This is a genomic window from Pseudomonas sp. GXZC (assembly GCF_026967615.1).
Lineage (GTDB): Bacteria > Pseudomonadota > Gammaproteobacteria > Pseudomonadales > Pseudomonadaceae > Aquipseudomonas > Aquipseudomonas azotoformans_A.
The window spans coordinates 6,133,749-6,149,943 of sequence record NZ_CP114115.1 but is presented as its reverse complement, the minus strand read 5'-3'; the positions used below and the strand labels follow the sequence as shown (position 1 = coordinate 6,149,943).

Annotated in this window: 13 protein-coding genes; 5 read left to right on the top strand and 8 right to left on the bottom strand. The window is 59.9% G+C overall.

What is annotated here, in order from left to right; all coding sequences use genetic code 11:
- Positions 1 to 106: 106 nt before the first annotated feature.
- Complete coding sequence (locus OZ428_RS29035) at positions 107 to 718, bottom strand: LysE family translocator (protein ID WP_269132067.1); 612 nt, start codon at positions 716 to 718, stop codon at positions 107 to 109.
- Positions 719 to 877: 159 nt separating this feature from the next.
- Between OZ428_RS29035 and ettA the strand changes: the two genes are divergently transcribed.
- Positions 878 to 2,542 carry an energy-dependent translational throttle protein EttA gene (gene ettA / locus OZ428_RS29030; RefSeq protein WP_033901566.1) on the top strand — a complete coding sequence of 555 codons (1,665 nt, stop codon included), beginning with the start codon at positions 878 to 880 and terminating at the stop codon, positions 2,540 to 2,542.
- 246 nt (positions 2,543 to 2,788) lie between these two features.
- Positions 2,789 to 4,126 (top strand): NADP-specific glutamate dehydrogenase, encoded by a 1,338-nt coding sequence (gene gdhA / locus OZ428_RS29025; RefSeq protein ID WP_269132066.1) that lies wholly within the window; start codon positions 2,789 to 2,791, stop codon positions 4,124 to 4,126.
- Here gdhA and OZ428_RS29020 read toward each other — a convergent pair.
- From OZ428_RS29020 to OZ428_RS29005, 4 genes are all read right to left on the bottom strand, one after another.
- Positions 4,123 to 4,611, bottom strand: coding sequence for a GreA/GreB family elongation factor (locus OZ428_RS29020; protein WP_269132065.1), 489 nt, complete (start codon positions 4,609 to 4,611; stop codon positions 4,123 to 4,125). The two genes, gdhA and OZ428_RS29020, sit on opposite strands and share 4 nt — an antisense overlap.
- Positions 4,612 to 4,681: 70 nt before the next feature.
- Positions 4,682 to 5,038, bottom strand: coding sequence for a hypothetical protein (locus OZ428_RS29015; protein ID WP_269132064.1), 357 nt, complete (start codon positions 5,036 to 5,038; stop codon positions 4,682 to 4,684).
- Positions 5,039 to 5,276: 238 nt separating this feature from the next.
- Positions 5,277 to 7,130, bottom strand: a complete 1,854-nt coding sequence (locus tag OZ428_RS29010) for an Lnb N-terminal periplasmic domain-containing protein (protein WP_269132063.1) — start codon at positions 7,128 to 7,130, stop codon at positions 5,277 to 5,279.
- A gap of 93 nt (positions 7,131 to 7,223) precedes the next feature.
- The gene (locus tag OZ428_RS29005; RefSeq protein ID WP_015885974.1) at positions 7,224 to 7,712 is read right to left on the bottom strand and encodes a DUF3015 domain-containing protein; all 489 of its coding nucleotides are present in this window, start codon (positions 7,710 to 7,712) and stop codon (positions 7,224 to 7,226) included.
- 267 nt (positions 7,713 to 7,979) lie between these two features.
- On the opposite strand from OZ428_RS29005, the gene OZ428_RS29000 reads away from it, so the two are divergent.
- Together OZ428_RS29000 and OZ428_RS28995 are read left to right on the top strand one after the other, a co-directional pair.
- On the top strand, positions 7,980 to 10,418 hold the full coding sequence (locus tag OZ428_RS29000; protein ID WP_010206665.1) for a Lon protease family protein: 2,439 nt from the start codon (positions 7,980 to 7,982) through the stop codon (positions 10,416 to 10,418).
- A 365-nt stretch (positions 10,419 to 10,783) separates the two neighbouring features.
- On the top strand, positions 10,784 to 11,092 hold the full coding sequence (locus OZ428_RS28995; RefSeq protein ID WP_269132062.1) for a PA4575 family protein: 309 nt from the start codon (positions 10,784 to 10,786) through the stop codon (positions 11,090 to 11,092).
- Between the two features lie 3 nt (positions 11,093 to 11,095).
- Here OZ428_RS28995 and OZ428_RS28990 read toward each other — a convergent pair whose 3' ends face one another.
- On the bottom strand, positions 11,096 to 12,919 hold the full coding sequence (locus tag OZ428_RS28990; protein ID WP_269132061.1) for a hypothetical protein: 1,824 nt from the start codon (positions 12,917 to 12,919) through the stop codon (positions 11,096 to 11,098).
- A gap of 165 nt (positions 12,920 to 13,084) precedes the next feature.
- On the opposite strand from OZ428_RS28990, the gene OZ428_RS28985 reads away from it, so the two are divergent.
- The gene (locus tag OZ428_RS28985) at positions 13,085 to 13,573 is read left to right on the top strand and encodes a TIGR00645 family protein (protein WP_005791582.1); all 489 of its coding nucleotides are present in this window, start codon (positions 13,085 to 13,087) and stop codon (positions 13,571 to 13,573) included.
- 15 nt (positions 13,574 to 13,588) lie between these two features.
- Here the strand turns inward: OZ428_RS28985 and OZ428_RS28980 are convergent, their stop codons facing one another.
- Both OZ428_RS28980 and OZ428_RS28975 read right to left on the bottom strand, forming a co-directional pair.
- Positions 13,589 to 15,022 carry an ArnT family glycosyltransferase gene (locus OZ428_RS28980; RefSeq protein ID WP_269132060.1) on the bottom strand — a complete coding sequence of 478 codons (1,434 nt, stop codon included), beginning with the start codon at positions 15,020 to 15,022 and terminating at the stop codon, positions 13,589 to 13,591.
- Positions 15,023 to 15,146: 124 nt separating this feature from the next.
- On the bottom strand, positions 15,147 to 16,172 hold the full coding sequence (locus OZ428_RS28975) for a hypothetical protein (protein WP_269132059.1): 1,026 nt from the start codon (positions 16,170 to 16,172) through the stop codon (positions 15,147 to 15,149).
- Positions 16,173 to 16,195: the final 23 nt, after the last annotated feature.

The following is a 16,195-nucleotide window of genomic DNA, read 5'->3' as shown; positions in this document are numbered from 1 at the left end:
TGCGGTTTGGCTGGACTGGCGCGCGACGTGCACTATAAGCCGGACGCCCGGAGGGCGGCTAGCATGCCTTGACTTGTGGCAAAGTGCCAGCCCCGCCTGGCGGGCACTAGAGAGCGCTGCTGGTATGGATCAGGCTGTCCGCCAGCCGCGTCAGAATCGCCAGCGTGAACAGGCTGATAACCACGCAAGCCGTGCGGTTGATGGTGTGCGGCGTCAACCACGCGTATCCGCCGCGTTTGATGCGGGCCCCCAGCAGCACCCAGGCACAGCCCACCGGTATCACAACGGCGGTGAACTGCGCGACGAAATGCACGTACAGGTTTAAGTCTGCGAACGTCTGCATCGGGACGATAAACGACACGATCAGTAATCCCTTGGGGTTGATCAACGTGAGCAAAAAGAAATTCAGCGTGGAGACCCTTGCCTCCGGCCCAGTGTGGAGTGTTTCGTCGGGATGGCACCACAGCAGGTAGCAAGTCCTGATCAAATAGCAGACCGAGGCGAACTGCATGAGCTTCAGGCCCCAGGGCGCGTTGTCGCCGATATGGCCGAGCAGGTAGCCCCAAAAGGAGATCTGCGTCAGGTAGGCCAGGCATTCCAGCAGGCTCAGCGGCCAGGCGCGCCGGAATCCTACGAGTAACCCCGAGCGCAGCAGCAGCGTGTTGGTGGGCCCCGGCATTAATAGCAGTAGCCCGAGTGCGGATAGGACGCCAAGCATGAAGGGTGTCTCCTGGAACCCCTGAGGGTTTTGGCCGGCTAATCTAACAGATAGGCTTCGATACGCTCGGTCACTTAGGTTAACCTTGAGGATTCGCAACACTATGTACAGCGCCATGACGCTACGTAGGCCTGTTCTTACTTTTATGAGGTCCACATTTTGGCTCAATACGTCTTCACCATGCATCGGCTGGGCAAAGTTGTCCCTCCGAAGCGGGAAATCCTGAAAAACATTTCGCTGTCCTTCTTCCCAGGCGCCAAGATCGGCGTGCTCGGCCTCAACGGTTCGGGTAAGTCCACCCTGTTGAAAATCATGGCCGGCGTCGACACCGAGTTCGAAGGCGAAGCCCGCCCGATGCCTGACCTGAACATCGGCTACCTGCCGCAAGAGCCGATCCTGGACCCGACCAAGACCGTGCGTGAAGTGGTGGAAGAAGCCGTCAGCGTGATCAAGAACGCCCAGGCGCGCCTGGACGAGGTCTACGCGGCGTACGCTGAAGAAGATGCCGACTTCGACAAACTGGCCGCCGAACAGGCCAAGCTCGAAGCCATCCTGCAAGCCAGCGATGGTCACAACCTGGAGCGCCAGCTGGAAGTCGCCGCCGACGCACTGCGCCTGCCGGCGTGGGACGCCAAGGTCGAACACCTGTCCGGTGGTGAAAAACGTCGTGTGGCCCTGTGCCGCCTGCTGCTGTCGGCCCCCGACATGCTGCTGCTCGACGAACCTACCAACCACTTGGACGCCGATTCCGTCGCCTGGCTGGAACACTTCCTACACGATTTCCCAGGCACCGTGGTCGCGATCACGCACGACCGGTACTTCCTGGACAACGTGGCCGGCTGGATCCTCGAGCTCGACCGTGGCGCCGGTATCCCTTACGAGGGCAACTACTCCGGTTGGCTGGAAGCCAAGTCCGACCGTCTGGCCGCCGAATCCAAGCAGCAATCGGCCCATGAAAAGGCCATGAAGGAAGAACTGGAGTGGGTGCGCAAAGGCGCCAAGGCCCGCCAGTCCAAATCCAAGGCACGTCTGCAACGCTTTGAAGAAATGCAATCCCAGGAATTCCAGAAGCGTTCGGAAACCAACGAGATCTACATCCCGGCCGGTCCGCGCCTGGGTGACAAGGTCATCGAGTTCAAGAACGTTTCCAAAGGCTATGGCGACCGCGTGCTGATCGACAACCTGTCGTTCTCCATGCCAAAAGGCGCGATCGTCGGCGTTATTGGTGGTAACGGTGCGGGTAAATCCACGCTGTTCCGCATGCTGATGGGCAAGGAAACCCCGGATTCGGGCACCATCGAAGTCGGCGAAACCGTGCAGCTTGCCTGCGTGGACCAGAGCCGTGAAGACCTGGATGGCAGCAAGACCGTGTTCCAGCAGATTTCCGACGGTTCCGACCAGATCCGCATCGGCAACTATGAAATCCCGTCGCGTACCTACGTCGGCCGTTTCAACTTCAAGGGCGGCGACCAGCAGAAGTTCGTCAAGGACCTGTCCGGTGGTGAGCGCGGTCGCTTGCACCTGGCCCTGACCCTGAAAGAGGGCGGCAACGTCCTGCTGCTCGACGAACCGTCCAACGACCTCGACGTTGAAACCCTGCGTTCCCTGGAAGAAGCGCTGCTGGACTTCCCGGGCGCCGCCATTGTGATCTCTCACGATCGGTGGTTCCTTGACCGCGTCGCGACCCACATCCTGGCGTACGAAGACGACTCGCAAGCGGTGTTCTTCGAAGGTAACTACACCGAGTACGAAGCGGACCGTAAAAAGCGCTTGGGCGACGCTGCTGCCCAGCCGCACCGTGTGCGTCACAAAAAACTGGCCTGATTCGGGTTGGTGGTTTGAAAGAGCGGAGCCTTCGGGCTCCGCTTTTTTTGCCTGGGATTTGATGGTGCGCTCGGTTCGGGCTTGCTCCCTGAAAAGGTGCATAAAAGCCCCTGAAACTGGATACAGTTATATAAAGCGCACCATTTAAATTCATAAAGGCGACATTTTGCCCTGTCGCAGTGCGGAATGAATTGATAAAGTCCGGCTCAATCTCCGTTAACAACTAAAAATTTGCCGAGACTTTTCATGATCGAATCCGTCGAATCCTTCCTTGCCCGCCTCAAGAAACGCGACCCCGACCAGCCGGAATTCCACCAGGCCGTAGAAGAAGTCCTACGCAGCCTGTGGCCGTTTCTGGAAGCCAACCCCCACTACCTGACCTCGGGCATATTGGAGCGCATCTGCGAGCCGGAGCGCGCGATTACCTTCCGGGTGTCGTGGGTGGATGATCATGGCAAGGTCCAGGTCAATCGCGGTTTCCGTATCCAGATGAACAGCGCCATCGGCCCGTATAAAGGTGGCCTGCGCTTCCATCCATCGGTGAACCTGGGCGTGTTGAAGTTCCTCGCCTTCGAGCAGACCTTCAAGAACTCCCTGACCTCGCTGCCCATGGGGGGCGGCAAAGGCGGCTCGGACTTCGACCCCAAGGGTAAGAGCGATGCTGAAGTCATGCGTTTCTGCCAGTCCTTCATGAGCGAGCTGTATCGCCACATCGGCGCGGACGTGGACGTGCCGGCCGGCGATATCGGCGTGGGCGCCCGTGAGATCGGCTTCCTGTTCGGCCAGTACAAGCGTCTGAGCAACCAGTTCACCTCCGTGCTGACCGGTAAGGGCATGACCTACGGCGGCAGCCTGATCCGCCCGGAAGCCACGGGTTTCGGCTGCGTGTACTTCGCTGAAGAGATGCTCAAGCGCAACAACCAGCGGGTGGAAGGCAAGCGTGTAGCGGTGTCCGGCTCCGGCAACGTGGCGCAATACGCGGCGCGCAAGGTCATGGACCTGGGCGGCAAGGTGATTTCCCTGTCCGACTCCGAAGGCACTCTGTACGCCGAAAGCGGTTTGACCGAAGAGCAATGGTCGGCCCTGCTGGAGCTGAAAAACGTCCAGCGCGGCCGCATCAGCGAACTGGCCGAGCGTTTCGGCCTGGAATTCCGCAAAGGCCAGACCCCATGGGAACTGGCTTGCGACATTGCGTTGCCCTGCGCGACCCAGAATGAACTGGATGCCGACGCCGCCCGCGCTTTGCTGCGCAATGGCTGCATCTGCGTGGCCGAAGGCGCCAACATGCCGACCACGCTCGAGGCTGTGGATATCTTTATCGAGGCGGGCACCCTGTTCGCGCCGGGTAAAGCTTCTAACGCTGGCGGCGTGGCCGTGAGCGGCCTGGAAATGTCGCAGAACGCCATGCGCCTGCTGTGGACCGCCGGTGAAGTGGACAGCAAGCTGCACAACATCATGCAGTCGATCCACCATGCCTGCGTGCATTACGGCGAAGAAAATGGCCGGATCAACTACGTGAAAGGCGCGAACATCGCCGGCTTCGTCAAAGTCGCCGACGCGATGCTGGCCCAAGGCATCGTCTAAGCCTCGGGTTCGATCCGCAGCACTTCGATCAACTGATCGCCGACGGGGCGCTGCCACAGCACCTCGTCACCCACCTGGGCGCCCAGTAAGGCGCGGCCCAGGGGCGAACCCCAGTTGATCAAGCCTGCGCCCGCATCGGCCTGGTCTTCACCGACCAACTGGATGCGTTGTTGTTCGTCCTGCTCATTGGCGAAGGTCACCCAACTGCCGATCTGCACCTTGTCGGTGGAGGTGGCCGGCGCGACCACCTGGGCGCTTTGCACCCGCTGGTTGAAGTAGCGCAAATCCCGCTCAAGGTCGGCCTGGCGCTGTTTATCGCCCTTGGCAGATTCGAGACTGTATTCGTGCTGCAACTGCGCAACCTTGGCCTGCAATTGCGCCAAACCATGCGCAGTCAGGCGATTGGGCTGCTCGCTCACCTGACGTTCCACCGGCTGATCAGCCTGGGCGGCGGCGCTGTCCTCGTTTACAAAAGCTCGGCTCATGACGTTCTCCCTCTCTGGAGTTTGGGCCATGGTCGCCGCGCTTTAGTTTCGCTGGATGTCTGGAAACGACCTATTGCGAACGATAGGCCCTGGCGGCGTCGCGGTTTTTCTCCTGTTGCCAGGCGCGCTCGCGGTCATCCCAGTGGTTGTCCTTGTAATCACGCAACTCTTCGTTCTCGCGCATGGCCTTGCACTGACGGAAACCGTCCTCCCAGCCTTCGGCGTATTCACGGTCCTTCAGATAACGCGGCACATTCTTGCGAAACTCCCCGCTGATTACCCCAGCAGCCTGGCGACCGCTGCTGCAACCGTCATCAAAACCATCGGCAAACGCCGGTGGATAACCTTTGGCCAGCAAATCCTGGTGAGTGGATTGGCAACCGGCCAACCACGCTACTGCACACAGCATTACCGCATACCGCCACATGGCGTACTCCCTGGCCGTTTCACGGCTGATAGGGAAGAGTCTAGAGGGAGATTTGTCGGGGAGGTGTGAAAGGGAGGTGAGAAAGGTGTTGGGCTGCGGTGAGTGTCTGAATAGACGCGCGCCAAGTGTGGGAGGGGGCTTGCCCCCGATGGCAGTGTGTCAGTTAGTACATCTGATTCTGACACTCCGCTATCGGGGGCAAGCCCCCTCCCACATTTTGATCTCGGCCAGGCTTTAGTCAATAGTGATACCACTTCACCTCAAGCATCACTTCATTCACCGGCGTCGACAAGTGGCTGTACTCACGCTGTGCGCTCAGGCGCAGTCCCAGGTTGCGCGATAATTCCCACTGCTGATTCAGGCTGATGCTACGGCGCACTTCGCCATTGGTGAAGAAATCACCCTTGGCTTCCAGGCTCAGGTTACCCAGCGGGTTTTTCCACAGTACGCCGGTATTGAACCCGGCCGCGGGGGAGATGGCTTCGTTGAAGTCGTTGTTGTGCTCCACGCGCACGGTGCCGAGGGCGAAGCCGAGCATGTCGTCGCGCAGTTGCCAGGTGCCGCCTGCGCCGCCGTTGACGTGGGCGACCAGGGTTTCGTCGTCGTGTTTGCCCGGTACGCGTTCCAGGCCGCCGGTGACTTGCCATGACCATGGCTGCAACAAGGCGTTGCGCGGGGTCAGGGAGCGGATGGTGGCCAGGTCCAGTTGCTGCAGTTGCCAGTGGTTGCCTTCGTACTGGCGCAGTTTCATCTGCAGGATTTCGATCTGCGCGCCCAGGGGGAAGCCTTCGGCGTTGTCGTTGAGGTCGTGGTAGGCCATGCGCAGGCCGTATTCACCGAAGGCTTTGTCGCCACGGGTGCCGATGCCGGCTTGCCAGGTGCGTGATTCATGGCCGTTTTCCGGCAGGCCGGGCGGGGTGATCTTGAGGTCGGGCGCCGGGTTCTGGTTAATTGCGCGCAGCAGTTCGAAGCTGCGCTGGGAGCGGGCGGTGTCGCGCTCCAGGCCGTTGGCGCGGTAGCGGCCAAGGCGGTAGGCGGCGTCGATGATCAGTGCCTGGCGATCTTTAGCGATGGCCTTGAAGGCGGGGTCCTGCAATTGCTTCTGATCGTCGCTGACCTTCAATACCCATTGCTGTTCGTCGCTGTCCAGCGGCTTGGCGCGCTCCAGCAACTCGCGTTCACGGGAAGGACGGTAGTCGATCTTCTCTACCAGACCTGCGTCTTTCACGGCCTTTACGGTGTCGGTCGGGATGGCGGTCAGCGGGAACTGTTCGGTCAAGCGCAGGCCGGGACGCGCCACTTGCAGCAGTTCCAGCAGGCGATAGGAGCAGTTTTCGTCAAAGAAGAAGTAGTCGAACTGGATCTGCTTGAGCTCCCACACGTGCTCGACCATGCGCTCGGTCTCGACTTGCGTGAGGTTGAGGCGATATTCCCACAGGTCGCGGTTCTCAAGGCTGCGGTACTCCGAGAGCTTTTCCTGATAAGGCACCAGGGCGAACAGGCCGGGATAACCGCCCATCAGGCCTTTCCAGGCGTAAAGAATGCTGTTGTCGGAGCCTTCGATGTAGGCGCCGAAGTTGATCGCATAGCTGAGCAGGGCAGTGTTGTTGCTTTGCACGTCGGCCTGGTCGATGCGTAGCAGCGTGTGGCCGAACATCGACGACGGGCTGTTGAGGTAGGCCGCCGGGAAGATCATCACCGCGCTATGGGGGGCGACGTCCTTGAACCATTGCTTGAATTCTGTGCAGTCCACGGCAGGCAGGTCAGTGAGGTGCAACTGATCCTTGAGCCAGCGGGTCCGTGCGGGATAAACGCATTGGGCGTGTTTTTCACCCAGGCTGGCCGGTGCGTAGAGCGCATCAACGGTGGCCTTGAGTTCGGCGTCCGGGTGGTGGGCGCCATCGGCTGCGAGGAAGAATTTTTTGTCGCTGACATAACTGCGCCAGCCACTGATCTTGCCGGCTTCGTAATGGCCAAGCGAAAGCCAGAACGGATCATTGGCCAATTGCTGCAAACGTTGATCATCAAGGTGCGGGGCCGCGTACAGCGGGGCGCAGGCGAAGAGTGCCATCCAGGCAAAGCGTTTGAGCATAGGGGCAACTTAAGTCGGATATAAAAGAGACCCAAAGGGGAGGCGGGTCCAAAAAATAGTGCCCGCGCCTGGGTAGGCGCGGGCGGGTCGAGCTTAAGCCTGGGTTGCGTATTTCGCCAGACGGGCATCGCTTTTCAGTACCGCAATGGTGTTGTTGTGCACATCGTCAGCGGTCACGTCAGCTTTGCTGAAGATCTGCTGGAAGTGCTCGTGGGTCACGGCCGCGAAGTGCTCGCGATCTTCCGGTGCCACACCCAGTACCACGGCGTAGGTGGTCAGCGCTTCGCCGTTACCCTTGGCCATGTCTTCGGACAGCTCGTTCATCATGCCATTCATGGCAATCCAGGACTTGCCGCCGTAGGTCAGGGCGCTGTTGGTGCTGCAACCGTTGGTGCCCGAGGTCATGCCGAAGGTGGCGTTACCCGAAGTACCGTTGGTGGTGGAAGCCAGGAAGTGAGCTGGCGTGCCGCGCTGGCCTTCGAACAACATGTTGCCCCAACCGCAGTTCGGGCCACCTGGTGCTTCTGCCATTGCATTGAGGGAGACGACGGTGAAGAGAGTACCGAGAAGGATCCGTTTCATAGCTTTGTTCTCTTTGTGTGCAAACCAATGGACAAGGGTTCAGGCGCGTCGCAGCGCCCTAGGGGCCAGTTATTAGTCCAACCCGCGCAGTTTGGAGTTTAGGCACGTTCCAAGGGTTCCGTGCATTTTTATAAAACAATCAGCGATGTCGCGATATTTCTGCAGGTCATCTCCCACGTCTATGCTTTCCCGAAAGCGCGCCTTGCCAGAGCGCGTGACCGGGAGCCAGAATGCCGTCATCTGCCCCGCCTGATGTAAGGAAGCCCGATGCCTGATCCTGTTGCTGCCAGCTTGCGTCTAGCGCCCGAAGCGCTGACTCGCCCTTTCTCCGCTGAACAGTTCAGCTTCTCGACCACCAATGATTTGGAGCCCTTTCGCGGTGTGCTTGGCCAGGAACGTGCGGTTGAAGCCTTGCAGTTCGGTGTGGCCATGCCACGCCCCGGTTACAACGTGTTTGTCATGGGCGAGCCGGGTACCGGCCGCTTTTCGTTCGTCAAACGCTACCTGAAAGCCGAAGGCAAGCGCCTGCAGACCCCGGCGGATTGGGTCTATGTGAATAATTTCGATGAGCCTCGCGAACCCCGTGCCCTGGAATTACCAGGCGGTGCTGCGGCGGCGTTCATCAACGACATCAACGGGTTGGTCGACAACCTCGTCGCAACCTTCCCGGCGGTCTTCGAACACCCGACGTATCAACAGCGCAAAAGCGCTATCGACCGTGCCTTCAACCAGCGCTACGACAAAGCCTTGGACGTGATCGAGCGCCTGGCCCTGGAAAAGGACGTGGCGCTCTACCGTGACAGCACCAACATCGCCTTCACGCCGATGCTCGACGGCAAGGCGCTGGACGAGGCCGAGTTCTCGCAGTTGCCGGAAGCCGATCGCGAGCGTTTCCACACCGACATTTCCGAGCTGGAAGAGCGCCTCAACGAAGAACTGGCCAGCCTGCCGCAGTGGAAGCGTGAGTCAAACAACCAACTGCGTCAGTTCAACGAAGAAACCATTACCCTGGCGCTGCAGCCGTTGCTTGCACCGCTGTCGGAAAAGTACGCAGAAAACGCCGCTGTCTGCGGTTACCTGCAAGCCATGCAGGTGTACCTGCTCAAGACCGTGGTCGAGCAATTGGTGGACGACGCCAAGACCGACGCCCAGGCGCGCAAGCTGCTGGAAGAACAGTACTGTCCAAGCCTGGTGGTGGGCCATCCGGTCAACGGTGGTGCCCCGGTGGTGTTCGAACCGCACCCGACCTACGACAACCTGTTCGGCCGCATCGAATACAGCACCGACCAGGGCGCGCTCTACACCACTTATCGCCAGCTGCGTCCGGGCGCGCTGCACCGTGCCAACGGCGGCTTCCTGATCCTGGAAGCCGAAAAAATGCTCAGCGAGCCGTTTGTGTGGGACGCGCTCAAGCGTTCCCTGCAGTCGCGCAAACTGAAGATGGAATCACCGCTGGGCGAACTGGGCCGCCTGGCCACCGTGACCCTCAACCCGCAGATGATCCCGTTGCAGGTCAAGGTGATCATCATCGGTTCGCGCCAGTTGTACTACGCGTTGCAGGACGCTGATCCGGATTTCCAAGAGATGTTCCGCGTACTGGTGGACTTCGACGAAGACATCCCGATGGTCGACGAAAGCCTGGAGCAGTTTGCCCAGTTGCTCAAAACCCGCACCTCGGAAGAAGGCATGGCGCCGCTGACGTCGGATGCGGTGGCGCGGTTGGCCACTTACAGCGCGAGGCTGGCAGAGCACCAAGGCCGTTTGTCGGCGCGCATTGGTGATTTGTTCCAGTTGGTCAGCGAGGCGGATTTCATTCGTCACCTGGCGGGCGACGAGATGACCGATGCCGGCCATATCGAGCGCGCCCTCAAGGCCAAGGCCACGCGCACCGGGCGCGTGTCGGCGCGGATTCTCGACGACATGCTCGCCGGGGTCATCCTCATCGACACGGCCGGTGCGGCGGTGGGCAAGTGCAACGGGCTGACGGTGCTGGAAGTCGGTGACTCGGCCTTTGGCGTACCGGCGCGGATTTCCGCCACGGTGTATCCGGGCGGCAGCGGTATTGTCGACATCGAGCGTGAGGTCAACCTCGGCCAGCCGATCCACTCCAAGGGTGTGATGATTCTCACGGGTTATTTGGGCAGCCGGTATGCCCAGGAATTCCCGCTGGCGATCTCGGCGAGTATCGCGCTGGAGCAATCCTACGGCTATGTGGACGGCGACAGTGCGTCCCTGGGCGAGGCGTGCACCTTGATCTCGGCGTTGTCGAAGACGCCGCTCAAGCAGTGCTTTGCTATCACCGGCTCCATCAACCAGTTTGGTGAAGTGCAGGCGGTGGGCGGGGTCAACGAGAAGATCGAAGGTTTCTTCCGCCTGTGTGAAGCTCGCGGTTTGACCGGTGAGCAGGGTGCGATCATTCCCCAGGCCAACGTTGCCACGTTGATGCTCGATGAGAAGGTGCTACAGGCCGTGCGCGCCGGGCAGTTTCATATCTATGCGGTGCGCCAGGCCGACGAGGCGCTGAGCCTGCTGGTGGGCGAGGATGCGGGTGAGCCGGATGCCGAGGGGCAATTCCCGGAAGGCACGGTGAACGCGCGCGTGGTCGAGCGGTTGCGCGCGATTGCCGAGATGATCAGCGAAGAGGATCTGAAGGAAGCGGAGAAGGAGTTGGCACAGCAGGCGCTGGCCGAAGCCAAGCCGACTTGATGACGTAGTGGCTTATTGGGCTGAGCGGGCTACTGTGGTGAGCGGGCTGTTGTGGTGAGCGGGCTTGCCCCGCGCTGGGCTGCGAAGCAGCCCCAAAACCAAACAATTCAATCTCACTGGCACACCGCAGCGGTCCTATTGGGGCTGCTGCGCAGCCCAGCGCGGGGCAAGCCCGCTCACCACAATATGAGCAAAACCGTCACAAATTTGGCGCGGATGTAGGGCCAGCGCCCGTTGGTCTCTACAACCTTGGTTTGTCGTGGTTTTCTTCTATTCTGTGCTCAAGGGATATCCACAGGAGTCGCTGGATAGAAACAGCCTCGCCCAGGCGCAGGTTGAACACCGATCTACCGAGGGTCGCCGCCATGCCGCGCAACCTTTGCCTCACCCGCCAGTGCTTCGGCCTGGTCACCCGTATCGAATGTTCCATTCGCCCTCTCGCGGGGGATAACGGGATGTGGACGTTGTTGTTTGCCGCTGGAATGACCGGTGAACAGCCTTCCACCATCAAGTCCCAAGGCCCATTTCCAGGGCCTTTCGTGGCGGAAAATATGCTGGAGTCCATCGTCGACAGCCTGACGCAGCACGGCTACGAGACGGCGGCTGACCCGCAGATCTGGTGCCTGCACATGCAGGCCCATCTGCGACAGCTCAACGGTGACACCCACCACTGACCGCTATTTGCTCTCGGGCTTGTCCAGCTTGACCTCAAAGCCGTATTGCACGGTGCTCAGGTCGGTGCGTTGGTAGCTTTCCAGGGTGGTCGGCTGGCCGTAGAAGTAATGCACGTCAAACATCGCCGTACCGTATTCCTCGGCACGGTGGCTGACGCCGAGGATTTCCTTGAGGTAATTGCCGCTGGCGTCCTTGGCGTAGAAGCGCCAGCTGTCGGCGGGGAAGGCCTTCTGGTCGACGATCAGCGCGTTGTCTTTGAGTTCGAGCCCTTTGGGCAGCTTGCTTGCATCAATCTCGTTCTTATCGATGGTCGCCAGGAACAGCGGAATCGAGCCCACCACAAAGGCTGGGTTTTCCGGGAACAGGTTCAGGTCATAGGTCAGGGTGCCACGCGCCGGGTTCAGTTCGAAGGCCTCGGTAGGCAGCTCAATCGGCTCGCCCCGCTCGCCTTTTTCGTCGGCGGTGAAGAAGGTCACCGGTGATTCACTGCTGTTTCGCTCGCTGCCCACCAGGTCGTCATTGAAGGTGAACGGGTGGTCAAACACGATGTGCGCCGCGCTAGCGTCTTCGACCGATTGGCTGATGGTCACGCTGTTTTTCAACTGGTCTTCGGTCATGCTCGCGTCTTTGAGCCAACTGGCGGCGCTGTCGTCATACACGGTGACCGGCATCGGCAGGGCCTGTACGGTTTTCTGCAGGCTGTTCTTGTCGAAGCGCAGCACTGGCAGGTCGAGGTCTTTGTGGGTACGTGTGGCAGTGGAGAAATCCAGCACGTTGACTTGCAGGTTGTCGATCACGCCATTGAAGTACACCTTGGCGTAATGGCTGCTCTGCTTGTGTTCGAAGGCTTTCTGCTCGTCGGTCAGCTGTTTTTCGAACGCTTCCGACCAGGCCTTCTGCTTTTGCATCTCGGCCAGTTGTTTTTCGTAGAACGCGACCTGGGCGCTGCTTTCGTTGATCGAACCCGAGCGCGTGAGAAATTGCCCAGTGGTGTCCCGCGCCTGCACCAGCAACGGATTAGGCGATTCGTCGCCGACTTCCGGCGCCAGTGGCTGGCTGTTGGTCAGCTCGATCTCGGCGTAGTTTTTTTCCAGCAAGACCAGGTTGAGGGTGATGTTGCCTTCGGTGCGCTTGTGGCCCACGTCCTTTTTCGACAGGTCAAAGGTCAGCACCTTGCCCGGCGCGACCACTTCAACCGTGCCCTTGAGGCTGACAGGCTGTGGCTGGCTCTTGTTTTCCGTCTCGATGCCCTCGATGAACGGGTAGGTCACCGTCAGGTCATCGGGGTTGGTCAGGTTTGAACTGCTGGGGCTCAGTTGGATGCCCGGATCGGTTTCCGACCATTCCGGCTGGAAAGGGATGACCTTGTTGTTGCTCAGGGTCACCGACTGCCATTCCAGTCCGTGGGGGAACGGGAACTGGTCGGGGACGTTGAAGTTGAAGGGGAAAACCGGCTGTAGGTCGGTCAGGTAGTCGGAATGGGAGGTCTTGCGCAGCACGAACAGGCCATTGATGTAGGTGTCCACCAGCGCCTGGGGCGTGGGGTAGTGCTTGAGCAGGGCCAGGGTGTCCTCGCCGTATTCGGCCTCGATGGGCTTGGTGGCGAGTTTGACCCGCGCCCGCTCCAGCAACAGCAGAGAACCGCCGAGGTCAGCGACGGCGTCGAGTAGCTTGGGGTCCTGGATGCTGTCGAGGGATTGTTCGAACTTGGCGGTTTTCTCTTCGAGGGTGGTTTGCTTCTGCTCGTCGCTGGGGGAGCAGCCGCCAGCCAGCAGCAATGCCGCGCACAGGCCGATACAGGCCAAAGGGGATCGCACATCCATCATCTGAGTTTTTCCTGTCCGACGTCATCGAGCCGAGTTGTTATTGGGCTCGACACTAGCAGAAAAATTCTCTTACAGATGCCGCACAGGTCAGTTTTCCAGCGATTACAGGTGTCTTGTGGCGGCTGGTATACTCGCCGCCATTTTAAACAAGCTGTGTGAGATCCCATGGAACGCTTCATCGAAAATACTATGTACGCCTCACGCTGGCTGCTGGCGCCTATTTATCTCGGGCTGTCATTGGGCTTGTTGATCCTGGCGCTGAAGTTCTTCCAGGAAATCATTCACGTCATTCCCAATATCTTCACGATGCTGGAAGCAGAAGTGATCCTGTTGCTGTTGTCGTTGATCGACATGGCGCTGGTCGGCGGCTTGTTGGTGATGGTGATGATCTCCGGCTACGAGAACTTCGTCTCGCAGCTGGATATCGATGAGAACAAAGAAAAACTCAACTGGCTGGGCACCATGGACTCTTCGTCGTTGAAGATGAAAGTGGCGGCCTCCATCGTGGCGATTTCGTCCATCCACTTGCTGCGTATCTTCATGGACGCCAAGAACGTCGATCCGCAGCACCTGATGTGGTACGTGATCATCCACATGACCTTCGTGGTGTCGGCGTTTGCCATGGGTTACCTGGACAAGCTCACCAAGCACTGATGCCCCGCGCCAGCCTTACTGCTCGACGAAGTAGTAAGGCTGGCGATTGATCGACATCTGCCTGATCACCTTCACCGGGGCGGCCAGGTCGTTGGTATGGTCCAGCAACGCAATGTTGCCGGGCTTGGCACCGAGATAGCGGTGCAACTCGGCTTCGGTTTGCAGGATCGGCAAATAGGCCTGCAGATAGAACACGCTGGCCCCGGCGATGCGCTCGTTGGGCTGGAACAACACCACTTCCTTACCTTCGTCTCTGAATGCCTGGGCCTGGCTGATCACCGGTACGAACGACTGGCGTACGTCGGCTTTGGGCGCGAACCAGAAGGCGGCGATCAAGTAGCAACCCACGGCCAGGGTAAACAGCCCGCCCACCACGGTTCTGTGATGTTTATGCAGCGCGGGTTTGTGGGTTTTCAGCCAGTCCAGCAACACCCGTGCATATTCTGCGGCCAGGACGGCGGCGGCGGGGGTGAGTGCCATCAGGTAAACGGTGCGTTTACTCGACGCCAGGGTCAGCAGGGTGAACTGCGCCACCAGCCAGACGCTGAAGAACAGGTGGTAGCGATTGCGCACCAGGCTTTTGCGGAAATGCCACAGGCCCAGATACACCAGGATATTCCACGGCAGGAACGCCTCGGGCAGCTTGGCGATGTAGTAGTAGAACGGCTCGTAATGCCCCGCCTCGACAAACGAGCCGCTGAAACGGCCGACGCTGTTGGTCAGCAACACTTCGGCCACCGCCTGCATACCACCGCGCTGGAACAGGAACCCCAGCCAGATCACCAGCGGTATCAGCGCCAGCAAGGTAAACAGCGCGGGCTTGAGCCAGTCACCAATCTGCAGGCGTTTGTCCATCAGGCTGGTGCTGGCCAGGTACACAAAAATCACAATGCCCGGCATGGCCAGGCCCAGTACGCCTTTGCTGAGGGTGGCGATCACCATCCCGGCGGTAAACAGTGCCCATGCGCCGGTGCTGGAGCCTTGGCGATCGGGCCGCACGGCCTGGTAGAACGCCAGCAACGCGGTGGTCACGCCGAGGGTGAGCAGCGAGTCCTCACCGACGCCGCGCGCGTTGCTCCAGTAACTGGCCATGGTCGCCAGGATCAAGGCCGCGCTGAACGCCAGCGTCTGCGGGCGGCCGAACCGGCGCAGCATGGTGTAAAGCAGCATCACGCTGAACAATCCAGCAAACGCCGAAGCCAGGCGCACGGCCCACGTGGTGCCGCCAAACAGGCGAATCGCCCCGGCGTCGATCCATAGGCTCAGGGGCGGTTTTTCCAGGAACGGCTCACGAAACAACTGAGGCACTACCCAGTTATTGTCCAGGTGCATGGCCATGGCGATCCCGGCGACCCGGGCTTCGGTGGAGCCTTGCAGCTCATGGTTGCCCAGGGCAAAGAAGAACAACAGACCAGCAAGCAGGAGCAGCAGGGGAGCAGGACGTGTCATGGAGTGTGGCTACCAGGGCAGGAGGACCGTCCGGGGGAACGGTCATTGCAATGGGCTAGTATCCGTGGACGTTTCTGAATATTTCGTGAACGAGTGTTGGATTTTTGTAAGGCTGAATGCTTGCTTAGGGTGCTTTCAAGCTGGGCACAGCAGCTTTGCCTTGGGCCGTCAGCACCGGTTCCAATTGTTCCCACGTGAAACTCAGTTCGTTGTCACAGCCATCGCCTTGGGCGGGTGTGGAGAGTTGCAGGCCCTGGGTGTTGAAGCTCAAGTCGAAGGTGGAGTAACTGGTCACGGCCGGGCACCCTTCGTCGACGGTGGTTTGCTTGGCCAGCCAGGCGCTGAAGGTGGCGGGCAGTTTGACCTGGCCGGAATAGGGGGTATCCCATTGCTCATGGCCGCCCAGCCAGGTCCAGGGGTCGACCTTTTCACCGGTTTGCAGGTTCCAACTGTGCAGGCCCCAACTGATTCCCCCGCGCCCGTAACCCGCCGACCAACGATAGAAACGCACGGTGATCCAGTGCGATGACCAGTAGAACGGTTCCACCGTGATCTCGCTGGTGCTGGTGCTGCCGCTTTGATCCAGTGAGTTACGCCGCTCTCTATAAAAATCGGTCTGGCCATCCGGATTGATGGCCATGCGCGCGAGATCCCGGTTGATCTTATCGATGGCTTCCCCGTCGCCTTCGAGTTTCAGGATCACCTGCCCGCCTTGGGTCTTCACCTGATAGGCGTGTTCGGCGAAGGTCTTCTTCTCGACCTTCACCGCAGGCGGCGTGGCCTCAAGCGGGTTGTTATAGGTGTCGCTGGCACAACTGTCCGTGTCCGCGCGTTTGAGCATCAGCGCCAGGCTTTTGCCGCCAATGGCTTTGCTCCAGGTGCCGGTCAACGTATCGCCTTGCGGGTCGTCCAACTGCCAGAAACCGGTTTGCCCTTCTTCCACCCAGGGCTCGCTGGCATTGGCTTGGGTCAGTTGAATGGGCGTGAGAATGCGTTGGTAGTAGTAACTGCCATTGGCGCCGTGGGCACCGTTGAAACAGACGGTGATCGCGGATTTGCCCAAGGTGCCCATCCAGACACCGGCCAGGTCGGCGGCGGTGGCAAGCAGAGGAGCGCAGGCGAGGGTGAGAACGGCGAGTGGCTTGAACACGGGTATCGGACTTCCGGATGTCT